Annotated in this window: 12 protein-coding genes; 1 reads left to right on the top strand and 11 read right to left on the bottom strand. The window is 36.2% G+C overall.

Annotation, left to right across the window (positions count from 1 at the left end; all coding sequences use genetic code 11):
• Window positions 1-816: 816 nt before the first annotated feature.
• Window positions 817-1,821, bottom strand: coding sequence for a helix-turn-helix domain-containing protein (locus tag A3M5_RS0121325; protein ID WP_018395786.1), 1,005 nt, complete (start codon window positions 1,819-1,821; stop codon window positions 817-819).
• Between the two features lie 360 nt (window positions 1,822-2,181).
• On the opposite strand from A3M5_RS0121325, the gene A3M5_RS0121320 reads away from it, so the two are divergent.
• Entirely contained in the window at window positions 2,182-3,321 is a 1,140-nt protein-coding gene (locus A3M5_RS0121320; RefSeq protein ID WP_018395785.1) for a tyrosine-type recombinase/integrase, read from the top strand.
• A 79-nt stretch (window positions 3,322-3,400) separates the two neighbouring features.
• On the opposite strand, the gene A3M5_RS0121315 is transcribed toward A3M5_RS0121320, so the two are convergent.
• The 10 genes from A3M5_RS0121315 to A3M5_RS23470 form a co-directional block, all read right to left on the bottom strand.
• Window positions 3,401-4,816, bottom strand: a complete 1,416-nt coding sequence (locus tag A3M5_RS0121315; RefSeq protein ID WP_018395784.1) for a purine-cytosine permease family protein — start codon at window positions 4,814-4,816, stop codon at window positions 3,401-3,403.
• A 226-nt stretch (window positions 4,817-5,042) separates the two neighbouring features.
• Complete coding sequence (locus A3M5_RS0121310) at window positions 5,043-5,801, bottom strand: hypothetical protein (protein ID WP_018395783.1); 759 nt, start codon at window positions 5,799-5,801, stop codon at window positions 5,043-5,045.
• 346 nt (window positions 5,802-6,147) lie between these two features.
• A complete protein-coding gene (locus tag A3M5_RS0121305) occupies window positions 6,148-6,576 on the bottom strand; it encodes a EutQ-related cupin domain-containing protein (protein WP_269765898.1) in 429 nt (142 codons plus the stop codon).
• Window positions 6,577-6,903: 327 nt separating this feature from the next.
• A complete protein-coding gene (locus A3M5_RS0121300) occupies window positions 6,904-8,340 on the bottom strand; it encodes a PTS transporter subunit EIIC (protein WP_018395781.1) in 1,437 nt (478 codons plus the stop codon).
• The gene (locus A3M5_RS0121295; RefSeq protein WP_018395780.1) at window positions 8,337-10,496 is read right to left on the bottom strand and encodes a BglG family transcription antiterminator; all 2,160 of its coding nucleotides are present in this window, start codon (window positions 10,494-10,496) and stop codon (window positions 8,337-8,339) included. The genes A3M5_RS0121300 and A3M5_RS0121295 overlap by 4 nt, the downstream gene beginning before the upstream one ends.
• 78 nt (window positions 10,497-10,574) lie before the next feature.
• Window positions 10,575-11,591, bottom strand: a complete 1,017-nt coding sequence (locus A3M5_RS0121290) for a glycine betaine ABC transporter substrate-binding protein (protein WP_018395779.1) — start codon at window positions 11,589-11,591, stop codon at window positions 10,575-10,577.
• Window positions 11,592-12,027: 436 nt separating this feature from the next.
• The gene (locus A3M5_RS0121285) at window positions 12,028-12,429 is read right to left on the bottom strand and encodes a cupin domain-containing protein (protein ID WP_018395778.1); all 402 of its coding nucleotides are present in this window, start codon (window positions 12,427-12,429) and stop codon (window positions 12,028-12,030) included.
• Window positions 12,430-12,569: 140 nt separating this feature from the next.
• Window positions 12,570-13,322, bottom strand: coding sequence for an IclR family transcriptional regulator (locus A3M5_RS0121280; RefSeq protein ID WP_018395777.1), 753 nt, complete (start codon window positions 13,320-13,322; stop codon window positions 12,570-12,572).
• 167 nt (window positions 13,323-13,489) lie between these two features.
• Window positions 13,490-14,047, bottom strand: a complete 558-nt coding sequence (gene hxlB, locus A3M5_RS0121275) for a 6-phospho-3-hexuloisomerase (protein ID WP_018395776.1) — start codon at window positions 14,045-14,047, stop codon at window positions 13,490-13,492.
• A gap of 4 nt (window positions 14,048-14,051) precedes the next feature.
• A partial coding sequence (locus A3M5_RS23470) for an orotidine 5'-phosphate decarboxylase / HUMPS family protein (protein WP_034299872.1) occupies window positions 14,052-14,359 on the bottom strand: 308 nt, incomplete at its 5' end.

Here is a 14,359-nt window from a genome sequence, read left to right as displayed (position 1 = left end):
GCTCCTTTAGATCCGCTCGACTTGCATGTATTAGGCACGCCGCCAGCGTTCGTCCTGAGCCAGGATCAAACTCTCCAAAAAGTGTTTGACTTGCTCATAAATAAAACATGTTAAAAATTAACGTTGGCGTTTATTTTGTTCAGTTTTCAAAGATCAATTTCAATCGCCGTTATCAACGACAGCTAACTAATCATATCATTTAACGATTCATAAGTCAATAGCATTTTTCAAAATTACTATTCTTAGAAAATATTTATTCGTTAAAGATTCTTATCTATTATACTTAAAGCCGCTATATTGTAGTAGCGGATGATTAATATAACATCTTTAAAGATATAAAGTCAATAAATATTTGACGAAACTATTATTTGCCAATAATCTTTATTCACTTTGAAAGTAAATTTCGCTCAAAAACATTGAAACAAGCGACAAAAAATATTTTATCATTTAATGAACTATAAAGTCAATAAAATTTTAAAATTATTTACTATATAAGTCACTTATCATTTCATTATTATGAAATTAATAACTAATCTATCGCACTATTATCAATGAATATGGACATTATATCTCTTATATACAATGATTTTTGAAGAGATACGTGTATAAACCTGAAGTAAAGGGAAATCTATAAAAACTCCCTTGTTTCTATTGATAGAGCATCTGCTTATTTAGCAAATGCTCTTTTTTGACGTGTTTCTTCTATTATATAACTATTTTTCAGAGTCTTTAATTATTCACCAATATAAAAGATAAGGATTCATTACGTTAGTATGATCTTGAAATTACTTCAGTTTTATTTCCAAGACCGATATTTTAGTTTTCACGTCGTTTTAGTAGATCAAAGTGCTCCATCAATATTTGATTTGCTATCTCCTGCATACTAATTCTTTGTTCTTCCGCAGATCTTTTAATTTGATCCTTCAACATTTTTGACATATGCAGTGTAAAAATTACTTCATCGGATTCGATACGCATACTTTCACTATTAATCTGTAGGGAACCTTCTACTAGATGCATCTTTACATATTGACTGATTGTCTCATTCGTATTATCAAAAATAGTATTTTTAAGTAAGAGACTCATTTCGGACATTTCATGAGGAAAAGCTTCATTGAAATCAATATAGACATTAGATAGATCACACTGTTGATAAACAAGATCTATAAATTGCATTGTTAACGGATGATTTAAAGGCAATGTTACTTTAGCGAAACCTGGTGAGGTAAGATTTTTTCCATAGGTCAGGCTATAAAATGGACAAAGGTCATATTTGTAAATCCCTTCATTATAAGACACTACTTTCCTTGAAGGAAGCAGAAGGAATTGCCATTCTCCTTTTTCATCCCAAATTAAACGAGCTTCCTCAATCTTAGAAGATGAAAACCGTTGATAAAAAGCGATGTTTTGTTTCTTATCGTAGAAAGTCCGCTTTTTAATCCGTTCTTGTTCCAAATAATCGAAGTTCTCCTTCGCATACCGCTGTAAATCTTCTTCATTAATATAAGAAACTTCACGGCCGCGCAAAGTCCCTTTTATAGAGGGGATCTTTTCTTCTTTTATAAATCGAAAAAGTGTTGATCGGGTAATACCTAAATAGTCCGCAGCTTCTGATGTCGTCAAGCCAAGCTTTTTTTCCTGTTTTTCTTTCAGTTCTTCTACCTGGTCTTTCGGAAATAAGCGAGTACTTTGCATTCGCCACTTATGATCGGGCAACGGCGTTAGTTTCCCTTCCCTTACATATTTATAAATCGTCGGCACTGATTTGTTAAGTAATGCGGCTACCTCTTTAGTCGTGTAATAATCATTTCTATCTTCCACATTTAATCACTCCTTCAAATCATTTATTCCTTTATTAAATTTTATCTTTTTTTTATTTTATTTTCTTATTCTATAGTGAATAATATTTAAGTATCAATTAAATTATAAATAATAAAACAATTATATAATACTGAAAATAAAAAAGTAGATTACTTTTATTTATTTTTAAAAATAAAGGTAATAGGTAACTAAACAAAGAAACTATTTTTTTATGGTTACGATAAATATAGATCTCTTTAATATAAAAAATTTAAATAATGATATAATACAATATAAAATGATTTCTATATTTTTTTAATATTTATTTTATTTATAAGAAACTAAATATACTCATTATTAATTAATAAAGGAATGAATGCGTTGATAAATCAATTGACAGTTGCAAATCAATCATTTGATCTTTTTTCAGTTAATCGAAAAAAAACATATGAAAGTCTTTTAGCTATAAAAGAACAGGCTGAAAAAAATGAACGACCTCCATTTGAAGATTTCGATGACCGGGAAATGCTGTATTACTTTTTATATAGGCAGACAAATATCGATGAAAATAAAAATCGAAGTGATCGGACGATTCGAGAGTATGAACGGGAATTAGCGATAATGATTAGCCAGTTGATTAAATTCGCAAACGAAATGAATTTGGATCTCGAAAACATCGTGAATAATTCTTTGTTTAAAAGTATGAAGAAACGTCATCTGCGCCGATATCAAAAATGGGTAGTAGAAGATAGCCCACATGTTCAAAAGAAAGGTGCCTATTCAGCGGCTACGATTGCACGTAAAACAGTCATCTGGAAAAGTTTTTTCCTCTTTCTTTATCAGTCAGGTTATATACAGGAACCACTACATGAAGGACTGCTGAGTGCGACCGTGCGAAAGGATGACCGGCCAAACCGCGATTTGGGACCTAGTGAAATCATTCAGCTATTAGATTTTTTTAGGAAAGAAAATCATCCAGTCATTTTTGGTCTGTTGCATACACTAGTAGCGACCGGATTGCGAAATGAGGAACTTTGTAGATTGAAAGTATCTGATGTTAAATATGATAGCTTATTCGGAGGATATTACTTGTCCGTATCGGGAAAGGGAAATAAGAATCGTTCCATTCCTCTTAAATTAAAAGTAGTAGATAGTATTCATCGCTACCGGGCTGCTCGATTATTGACGACACGATTTTCGGAAGAAGACCATAGGCCACTATTTCCTACAAGTACAGGAAAGGCTTTTTCACCGTCTTATTTGGCACAATATTTAGGAAAAGCTATTGAACGCACCCATCTGCCCTTTTTAGATAGCCGAGTCAACCGAATCACTGCTCACGTCTTTAGACATAGCTTTGCGATTATATCCCACAAGTCGGGAGTAGATATTTACAAAATTATGAGAAGTTTAGGTCATGAAAAAATTGAGACGACGATGATCTATATGCAGAAAATTTATGAGCGGGAACAACATGCGATTCACGATTGGAAAGAGGATATCTTAGGGAATTACATATAACCAATACAAAATGACAAAAGCCGCCTCAAGAGATCCCTCTTTGAGACGGCTTTTGTCCTAATCTACTGATATCATTTACTTATGCAATATATTCCTCAGCTGGAACATCTGTGGCTTCTTCTTTCACATAATATTTTCCTTTTGTCGCAACGGCCATAATAATCGTGACCACAAACGCGATGATAAAGGAGAAGAATGCAGATGTATTTTCTAAGAATGGACCCATATATCCGAATCCTGCAATGGAACCTAGTACACTGGCTACGATGAAAGCGACAACACCAACCGGATTCCATCCGTACAAATTCGATTGTCGGTACTCATAATAAGTAGGCCCAATCTTTAATAGTTTTTTAACAACGAATGCATCACTGATTAAGATGGCAGCCCATGCCATAAGAAAGATCCCTTGTGCAATCAGTACACCACTTAAATGATCTAAGATTCCACCGAGCATTAATGCGATAGATACTACGCCTGATACGACAACCCAAAACGGTCTGCCTGGTTTAAATTTAAAAACGTTCTCAAAAAAGTTTGATAAAGACAATGAACCGCTATATAAGTTTGTAATATTAATTCGAACCTGCGTCAAAATTGTAAAGAAAACGCCTCCGATACCTAGAAGTTGAACCATATAAACCCCTGGATTTCCTTCGGCCATACGAACGCCAAACCATATACCAATAAGACCCATGATGAAAAAGCAAAGGATTTGCGGGAAAAACCCGATGATATACTTCCCTACTTTAACATCATCTTTTTTAAGAAATCTTGCATAATCTGATGCAAGCAACGCCATCAAACCTAATAATCCATTTTGCATGCCTATGCAAAGAAGCAGAGCCGTCCCGCCAAATTGAACACCTTCTGGCATAAAGCTTAAAAAATTCCCTGCGTAGGCTGGGGTTTTATTGAATGATACAATCAAAGCGATCGCCAACATAACGATAAAGATCGGCAATGTCCATTTTTGTATTTTGTCCAGTTGCTTAATCCCAAACCAGTTTAAAGGAATCACAACAGATCCAAAGAAAACAATTAACACCCACATTGGAATAAACGGTAAAAATTCATTCACGGCATACACCATGAGAATCCCTTCAAATGCACAGTACATTATGAAGTTTGAAGCATAGATGAGTGAGGTTAACGAAGCGCCGATAAAGCCAAATCCTCCGCCCCTGGATAATAAGTTTACATTCATTCCAGTTTTTGCGGCTAAATAAATAATAATGGTACTTATTATTCCAGCAACAATTGCTGCATATATTCCTGAGACTAACGCATTCATCGCGCCAAATTGAATGGCCATGACGCTTCCCATTTGAAAAAAGAAGATGGCTGTAGAAATACCTAAAGCGATGTTTGCAACGCTTAATAAGCCCATCGTTCTTTTTTCAGGAGGTACTTTGCTTAATGAATAATCATCTTTCATTAATTCTTTTTCACTAAGACCTTCTTGATTACCCAAATTAGTTGGAACTCCAGCCATGTTATTCATCTCCTTGTCGTATCTTAAGCAATAAAAGTGTCTCCTTTTATTTGGCTTAAGTTTATATATTCACCTTGTATTTAATTGCTGTAATCACATCGTTGATAGTAGCAATGCTAAAATCACTTTTTATCTGGTAATTATTTAATTATTCAGAATTATCAGATAAAAATAGAGGATAAAGATATATTGATAGATTTATCCTCTTCGTTATTTGACGGTACGATCACACTTCCATCTCTTCTTCCATCTCGAGCAAGGCAAAATAACTGCGTGTCGTTGCGCCCGGTTCCGTGTTCTCCGTCAGCATATGCAAAGCCTCTGCGACGTCAATACGGCGGTATGTTTCAGTAACACGCCCGTTTACTTTAAGCGATTCGCGTCTTTCCTCCAACTGATCCAGTGCTTCTTTCGAAAGCTCTTCTGAAATCCGGATAGAGCCAACAACATTTTTTTCAGCTGCTTCACAACTCGTAATCTTCACATCACTGTTGTCAACACGCCCAGTTGGAGAATAAACCAATGCGCTGACAATGCGGTGTTTTGCACTGTTTAATGTTTCTCTTAAATAAATCGGATGTGAAGGATCAATGTCTTCAACGAGCAGCCGGGTAATACCGCGGTCATTAATCGCTTCCAAAATTTGTTCAGGATCGTCCTCCTCTATCAATACTTCTTTATGCGGAGGCCAAATGTCCATCCAATAATGAGACATATGTTTTTTTCCGACATGGAAGATAAAGAATTCCGGATAAATAAACTGCTGTCCAGGCTCGACACCAAGATTCGGGCGGAAAAAATCATAAAACCGTGTAAGCGCTGACATCAGCAAAGCACTTGCGCCTATCCCGCCGCCCGCTTCTCTTACAACGACCCCAATGCGGTCGTATTCGTTGAAACCTGGAAAAATATCTTCTAATAACGCTTTTTGACCATTCACCTCAAAATCAAAATCTTGATAGCTCATGGTATTGACCGTATGCATTGTTTAACAACCCCTTTTCATTTCATACAATATAAGAACACATAAATGAAATCTTTCTATTTTAGATTGGGAAGGAAATTTGGCTTCATGTATTTAACTTGAGATTATATATTTATTATTTGCCGGATTAAGTTTGTTTTACCATATATATGAAGCGCTTTCTTTTTGAGGTTTGATGATTAAGTGAATGATTTCTTTTATAAAACAACCTTTATTTCCATTGAATTATAATCCTATTCAAAGTTTTCCGACTTTTAAAGAGAGAAGTAACCCGTTTGCACAGCGCTTTCATTTGTGCAAACGGGAACGTCTATAATTTGACTTTTAAGTCTAGTTAAATTATCGCTTATGCAAATGTAGGTTCTGGCAATCTATGTGCTACATAAATCGCTGTACCATCGCTCTCACCATGGAAAGTAACCGTTGTACCAGGGTTGATGATCACAACATCGCCTGCTTCTGCTGTAAAACTGTTTCCTTGGTCATCGCTTAAAACAAATTTCCCAGTAACAACCGTTTTAATTTCTAAGAAATCATATTTAAAATCGAAACCTTTTGTAGCTTCTTGCATTGCGTATAATCCTAATGTTGCTGCATTATCGTTTGCAGTAACTGGAACATCAAGGATTTGACTTTTCACTTCTGGGATACCTAATATTGTATTTAATTCTTTCATGTCATAGCTTCCAACTTTAATTAACTGCAAACCTGGTTTTTGACTTAAGTACGTATAATTATCTTTTGTTTCTGCTCTGCTCATTTTTTCCACTCCAATAATTAGTATTAGTTTTCTACCACGTATTCAACCCTAATTTTCTACCTCTCTTGCTTAATGGCCATAAAGAAAAGCGAGGTAATACCACTAATATAAATATTAGTTTTAACATTGAATTCTTTTTCTAATTTGATTCTAGCATTCTTAAATGACATTTACTCGCTCTAGTTCCTTAAGTTTTGTCGCATATCGAATGCGACAAAATTGGTTCTAACACGAAGATAAAAGATTTTGATAAGTAAACAGCACCTGTATTACTTGCTAACTTGCATGATGATATGCCAAACAACTTATGTCTGAACTTAACGTCATTCTGGAAAACGGATATCATACAAAATGGTTTATGCGCTCCACCAGTTCATCATAACCTTTCATATCTGTGAAAGATCTAAGAGGATAGCAGGCTTTATTTGGTACCGTTTTTTGAACAACGGAAAGGAACTTCTGATGACAAATAATGAGGTCTGCATACTCAGGAATTTCACTAATAGATGCATTTCCGACTTCTATAGTCAGATTTGCTTGTTTGAGCTTCTTTTTTAACATTGCAGCTCCCATTGCACTTGAACCCATTCCTGCTTCGCAAATAAAAAAGATTTTTTCAATCTTATCTATATTGGCAAATGCTGAAATATTTTCTGTCTCTTCTCTTTCCTTATTCAAAGGCGGAAGAATAACTTTGTCCGTCTCTTCTTTTTTGACTGGTTTTTCACTCTTCTCTACACCATAAATTTTTATATCTTCACCGTTTTCCTGTAAAGGAGGAGAATCTGGTACTCGTTTTAAAAGAAGCATACTGCAAAAAAAGGTGGCTATAGCTGAAAATAATATACCCAAAATGATGAATAGCATATCCTCTTTTGGTGCCAGAGCTATAAACAAGAAGATACTGCCCGGCGATGGAATGGCTACAAGACCGACCTCAAACATTTGAAATGTAAATACCCCAACCATACTACCTAATATAAGTGGGAGAATAAGGAGAGGATTCATTAGAACATAAGGGAAATAAACTTCCTGTATCCCACCAAAAAAGTGGATAAAAACAGCTAATTTTGCTCCCTTTCTTTGTTCAGCTTTCATTTTTAACCAACAGGCAAGAAGAACACCTAGCCCAGGACCTGGATTTGCCCCTAACAAGAAAAATATAGATTTACCAAGCTCTTCTGCTTGTTGAATCCCAAGTGATCCTAATACACCGAAATTGATAATATTATTTAAAAACAAGACCTTTGCTGGTTCAATAATTGTTGCCGTTAGTGGAAGCCAACCGGAGTAAATAATAGTTTCCAATAGCTTTGTTAACCACTCCACGACAGTAGAAAATGTTTGTCCAACATAAAAAAAACATATAATCGTGAGTACAGTAGCAATCATCGCAGCTAAGACATTACCAATGAGTAATTCATAACCGGCACCAGGTAGTTTCTTTTTTACAACATGATCAAGCTTTTTTACCACCCAACCTGTCAATGGTCCGATAATCATTGCACCTAAGATGGCAGGCGCAGAGCTTGATAGTATTAATCCATATGTCACAATAGATGCTATAACAGCTCCTCTTTGCCCTCCTATTAATCGACCACCTGTATAGCCTAATAAAATAGGCAAAAGAATGTTATTAATAGGATTCAATAAGAGCAAAATTCTATCATTATACCACCATCCATAAACCCCAAATATTCCTTGAATGATTCCTGCGACTATAATGACAGCAATATTCTGATAAACGATGGCACTCAACAATTGGCCTAGTTTCTTCATTTACCTTGAATCTCCTTTAAGGAACGCGCTGCTTTCCTTTCGTATGCCTTCGATAATACAACCTCCAACGAACTTTTCACGGAATCCGCCGTAGATTCTATTAATACGTTAACAAACGATTCCTCTATTAACATGGAACTAATTTCACTTATCATTTCTATATGCTCTTTTGGAGCCTCCTTAGGTGTCGCCAATAAGAGTACCGTATTAATAGACTGTTCTTCTTCTTCAGCAAAAGGCCACAAAATAGGTTCTTTCATCCGAAAAACGATAACAAGTAAGTTATTTACTCCTTCTGACTTAGCGTGAATCATCGCTAAATGACCTATTACAAACCCGCCTTGCTGCTCACGTTTTTCAAGATCTTTAGAAAATTTCCCAAAATCACTTATTTCTTTAACATCTTTGACCTGATTAAGAATGCTCGGAATAGTAACAGGTGGTCGTATATAAACATCATTATAAACTTTTAGATTGCGCAAAATTTGGATCATCCCTTCTCCATATTTTGCAAGGGACATGACGGAAGGTGATTTTCCATTAATATCTTGTACTGTCTTTTGAATTGGTTGTGATTTATTCACTTTGAAAAGGGCATTTTGAATTCTTGATAGATCCTCTTGTTTGAGAAAAGGGCTTACAATGACGACATTTTTATTTTTCACAAAAGGAAGACTTATCGTCGATATCAAAATATCAACTTCCATCTTTTCCTGCAGACCTCCTTCAAGCTCATTCATCGAGACAACTGCTTCTACTTTAAGATTCGGCATTTCAGTACGTAGTCTTGAAGCAAGGTATGTTGATGTTCCAAGTCCACTAGAACATACAACAATGGCTTTATACTCGCTCTTCAAAGTATCTTTCTTTCGAATAAGCGCAGCTCCAACATGCATCGCCAAATAACCGACCTCATCGTTTGGAATTTGGCTGCCTGTTTTATTTGCTAAAAACTCACATGCTTTCTTACAAGCAGAAAAAATTTCTGGATATCTTTCTTTAATTTTCTCAAGCATCGGGTTATGTATTTGAAGTCCATATTTTAAACGGGTAAAAGCAGGAGCAAAGTGGGAAACTAACCCTTCAAAAAGGAGTTCATCACCCTCAAACGATTCGTCTAAATAGTATTCCACTGCACGAATAAAGCTTTGTGTCAATTCAATCCAAGTAAATTCTTCTCTTTCATAGTTCATCATTTCCTTTCCGTTAGAAAGGCGAGCCCCTGATAGATGTAAAGCAATATAATTCACTTCAATTTTAGGTATCGAAATAGAAAGAACGGTTTCAAGTCGTTCGACAATTTTTTCTGCAAGTGAATAGATTAAACGATCAAATTCATAGTCTTGAGATAAATTCGATACATTCGATGTTTGAATAACCTCTCCACTTTTTATTCTCTCGACTGCAAGCATTAGATGAACAATTAGATTTACATAGTTCCGGTCCGTTAATTCGATATCTATTTGCTCTTTTAAGACTTGGTGTACAACACGTTCAACATCCAAGATGTTGTGAATTTGAACAAACTTTAGTAAACGATTTCGAATCATCATGCCTAACTGATTTTGTACTTCTCCTTCTTCCGTTTCCGTCTTTTTATGGAAAAGTTCAAGCCATTCCTCAAACATTATATCTTTGTGAAGCAACCTGGATAACATCGTTCTCCGCTGCTTTTCCTGCCCATCGATATATACGCCAATTCCCGGTGTTCGAATGAGTGTAATCCCTCCCTTTTCAAGCCAAATACTCACCTTGTCCAAATCAGAGCTAACGGTCCCTTCCGTAATCCCGTACTTTTTACTAAACACAAATTGCTTAATCGGCTCTTTAGAAAGCAATAAATCATAAGTAATGCCATCCTGCCGTTCTTCTGGAGAGTAAGCGGATAACGTTTTGGCCTGCTCTATATGTTCTTTTAACTTTTTCTTCCCTTCCTCTGTTCCTTTCAATTCAAAACCATCTCTAATGTGTTTCCCTATTTTTAATTCATAGGCATCTAAGATAGATTTGAGCGCTTTTATTTCCCTTTGAATCGTTCTTGTACTTAATTTAAACATTTCAGATAGCTCTTTATAAGAAACAGGTTTGTTCGCTATTAGCAGTGTTCTTAGCAGCTCTTTTTGGCGGGAATCTAAAACAGGAAATTGTTGGTTCATTTTATTTGCCTCCTTCCAAGTTAATCTTTACATTTATAACCTTCTAAACGATAAAATAGGACTTCCCCTAATAATGTTTCATTGAAGCTTCGCTTTCACTTTTTCACTTACATTACTAGGAACCCACGTTGTCCATACCTCTTCATATTCTTTTAAGAACCATACAGCCGCCTCATGTGTAGTTGTATCATGTTTCTTCATGTAAGCTAAAAAGTCAGTCGTAATGGCACTGCTTATAGAGTAGTTGCTTAGAAACGCAAAAACTTCTGGTACTTGTTCTCGTAGCTTACTGTGAACGGCAATCGTTAATCTTTGTGAAGGGAACTCCGTACGGTACCCATTTAACCAATCTTTTTCATTGTATGGCGCATCTTTCAGTTCGGTAATATCATACAATCCGGCAGTCCATGTCGGTGTCCATATGTAGCCTACCCATGGCTCACCCTTCTCATATGCATTAATAAATGATTTATTTAATGCTGTATGAGTAACTGCTTCAGAATAATTGAATGTTTTGTATAACCCATAGTTTTTCATTTTTGCTCGAAAAACTTTATTAGCATTCCATGCTGGATTCGCCCCGTAAATACGTCCTTTATTTGGATCATCAGGATCTTCGAAAATTTCCCAATATTTAGGTAAATCATGAATCGATTTCAAATCAGGAGCCATCGGTTCAATACCACGCTCTAGATCCCCTTCAATAACATAGGTTGGAACATAAAGGCCTTGCCGCGTACTTTCTGAGTTTACAGATGCTTCTATAATATCACCTTTTTCAATGGCCGATTTATATTCTACCGGGTAGCTTCCCGCCCATACCTCCATAAAAACATCCATGCTTCCTGTACTTATCGCGTAAAGTGAAGCTGTTTCAGATCCCGGGATTAATTCTGTTTTATAACCATATCCGTCTTCAATAATAATTCTTGCGATCTCGTTGTGTACACTAATACTATCCCAGCCCGCATCAGCAAACTTAATTGTTCCGATAGCTCTAGTAGGTACTATAGAGCCACTAGAATTGCTACAACCTATCAAGACAAACGATGAAATAAGAGTCATTGCGAAAATCAAGCTAAAGCTCCTTTTCATTGAAATCCCCCTCTGCCTTCATTCTTTTATTTTATGATAGCGCTCTCATTCAACACAAATCATGGAGATAAAGTGCTGTCCTTACACAGAAGCTTTTTGATTTGTGGCTTAAGAGATGCCTCAATATCCTATTAGCTTACTATGTATAGTAACTCAGATATCCCGGAGCAGGTAGTACAAAATAGATAAATAAACATAATATAACGACAGAGAAGCAATTGTGAAGAGGCAGCAATAACAAAACACAATGGCATTTATTTATATAACGAAAAAAAGAATGTGAATAGTATGAAAGACTTTAATACACATTCCGTCGTATAATTTAAAGATGACTGGGACTATATAAAATGTTACATTCGTTTCTAAAAAAATTAGGCAGCCTGAGCCCATATGAATATCGGACACAAACTGCCTAAAATAGCTCTTTATATTTTATTTATTTCATAAATGCTGGAAGAGCAGCAGCATGTTTCGAGTAGATTGCTTCTCCATCACTTTCACCATCAAAAACAACTGGGAAATCTGGTGAGAAGAGGATCACATCTCCTGCTTCTGCTTCATATCTGTTGCCTTCTTTGTCACGGATAACAAATTTACCTTTTGTGACAACTTTATATTCTACAACGTCATACAAGAAATCAAATGATTCCCCTGGTGACATTGAGAAGAAGCCAATTGTAAGCGGGTTTGACGTTTCTGTTACCGGTACGTCAACGATTTTGCTGTTTACTCCTGGTTGACCAAGGATTGTACCTACATCTAGCTTTGGAAACGTTTTGTCTAAATCTGCTGCTTTAAAGATTTGAATTCCTGGTGTTTGGCTCAATACTTTAGTCATGTTTGACACTCCTATTTGTTTAAGTTTTTTATTTACTTTCTATGAGTCGTACTATGTTTCTGAAAACATGCTATTTCTTATCAAGAAAAATAAGGATACCTATTCTTTGAAACTTTCTATAAAAGTCTAGTGATTAAAATTCAACTGGATTTTAACCATCCTAATTCTTCAGATATGACCCCTGCAGCTTTCTTCACTTCACTCATCATATATTTAGCTTGATGATCTGTGAAATTTGTTTCCGAACAAACGATACTAATGGAAGCAACTACTTTACCTTCCCATGAAAAAATAGGGGCGGCTATACTGCCAGTCCCTTTGATCGTTTCTCCAACGGAGCTGGCAATCTTCCACTTCGCAATAAGTTTTAATTCGTTTTCCAATTTACTCACATCACTTATTTCGCCCTGCTCGATAAGTGTTTGTATAATATGCTGTTTTGTATCTCTACTTAAATGAGACAAAATAGCTTTATTAGATGCACCAACACACAATGGGGTTCTCATCCCAATCACATCAGTCTCTTTTGAAAGCAAATCCTTATTAAGACAGTCAACAAGCACTCCTTCAGTACCTTCAGGAACAGTTAAGTACACGGATTCTCCAGTTTTCTTCACCAGCTTTTCCATAATCGGAAGTGCACTATTTCGAACTGATAAATTATCCCGTATCGAGAGACCTAATTGCATCAAAGTTAAACCTAAGCGAAACTTTTTGGTTTCATTATTCTTAAATACAAAACCGTATTCAGCAAGACTTGAAAGCAGTCTATGCACCGTTTGAATAGGGATATCAAGATGGCGGCTTACTTCAGTCGCACTCCACTCCTCTTTATCCTCAGTTGGTACAATGGTAGTGAGTAACGCAACAGACTTCCGAATAACCTCCGACATACCATTTCTCCTTGATCTAAGATATTGATAAGTTTTGTCTTGATAATAAAAAGAATACTTTCAAAATGAGTGACTGATATTACCTCATATAATGTGTGTTTGACTATATATTCAACTTTTACACATTACTCAAAAGGATGTTGGTACATTAATAACTTTCTTTCATACTACTCTAGATTCGCGTGACGTCCGTACATTTTGTCTGAATCCATTCCTTTTTTCTCCATGAAACGAAGAATGATGGAATCATAAAATAACAAGAGGCTTTGCTCAAACAATGAGCCCATTGGCTGAATCGTTTTGTTTCCTGTATCTGCACCAGATTTCGCCTGACCAGGGATTTCAATCACGATATCAGCTAAGTTGCCAATTGTTGAGTTCGGGAAAATTGTCACGGCAGCAACTGTCGCGCCAATGCTTTTTGCTTTTTCCGCCATCGCTACAAGGCTTTTCGTTTCACCAGATCCAGAGCCGATGATAAAAATATCACCTTCCTCTAAATTCGGTGTCACTGTTTCTCCAACGATATACGGATCAAGACCCATGTGCATCATACGCATAACAAAGCATCTCGCCATGAAGCCTGAACGGCCGGCTCCTGCGACGAACACTTTTTTAGAGTTTAAAATGCCATTGACCAGCTGTTCCGCACTCTCATCACTAATAAGGCCCGCTGTCTTTTGAAGCTCCTGCAAAACGATTTGAGTATATTCCGTCGTTTGCATAGGATTAAACCGTTGCTTTGATTAGTTGTTGCATTTCTGCCGCAACTGCTTTTTTGTCGTCTGCGCCTGTGATGCCGCCGCCTACGATAACAAGATCCGGTTGTGCTGCAATAACACCCGGAAGCGTTTCCAATTTAATACCGCCTGCTACTGCTGTTTTCGCATTTTTCACGACACTTTTGATTGTGTTAAGTTGTTCAAATGGTGTTTCACCTGCAGCTTGAAGATCGTAACCTGTATGTACACAGATGTAATCTACGCCAAGTGCATCTACTTCTTGTGCACGTTTTGCAAGGTCTTTAATGTTGATCA

The organism is Bacillus sp. 37MA (genome assembly GCF_000372765.1).
In the GTDB taxonomy this organism is placed as follows: Bacteria; Bacillota; Bacilli; order Bacillales; family Domibacillaceae; genus Domibacillus; species Domibacillus aminovorans.
The sequence above is the reverse complement of the archived record's forward strand: the minus strand, read 5'-3'. Positions and strand labels throughout refer to the sequence as shown.

Excerpts from the sequence above, each read along its gene's own strand:
- A3M5_RS0121290 (WP_018395779.1), bottom strand. The coding sequence starts at position 11,591 with ATGAAAAGGAGCTTTAGCTTGATTTTCGCAATGACTCTTATTTCATCG.
- A3M5_RS0121315 (WP_018395784.1), bottom strand. The coding sequence starts at position 4,816 with ATGGCTGGAGTTCCAACTAATTTGGGTAATCAAGAAGGTCTTAGTGAA.
- A3M5_RS0121295 (WP_018395780.1), bottom strand. The coding sequence starts at position 10,496 with ATGAACCAACAATTTCCTGTTTTAGATTCCCGCCAAAAAGAGCTGCTA.
- A3M5_RS0121285 (WP_018395778.1), bottom strand. The coding sequence starts at position 12,429 with ATGACTAAAGTATTGAGCCAAACACCAGGAATTCAAATCTTTAAAGCA.
- A3M5_RS0121300 (WP_018395781.1), bottom strand. The coding sequence starts at position 8,340 with ATGAAGAAACTAGGCCAATTGTTGAGTGCCATCGTTTATCAGAATATT.
- A3M5_RS0121280 (WP_018395777.1), bottom strand. The coding sequence starts at position 13,322 with ATGTCGGAGGTTATTCGGAAGTCTGTTGCGTTACTCACTACCATTGTA.
- hxlB (WP_018395776.1), bottom strand. The coding sequence starts at position 14,047 with ATGCAAACGACGGAATATACTCAAATCGTTTTGCAGGAGCTTCAAAAG.
- A3M5_RS0121310 (WP_018395783.1), bottom strand. The coding sequence starts at position 5,801 with ATGCATACGGTCAATACCATGAGCTATCAAGATTTTGATTTTGAGGTG.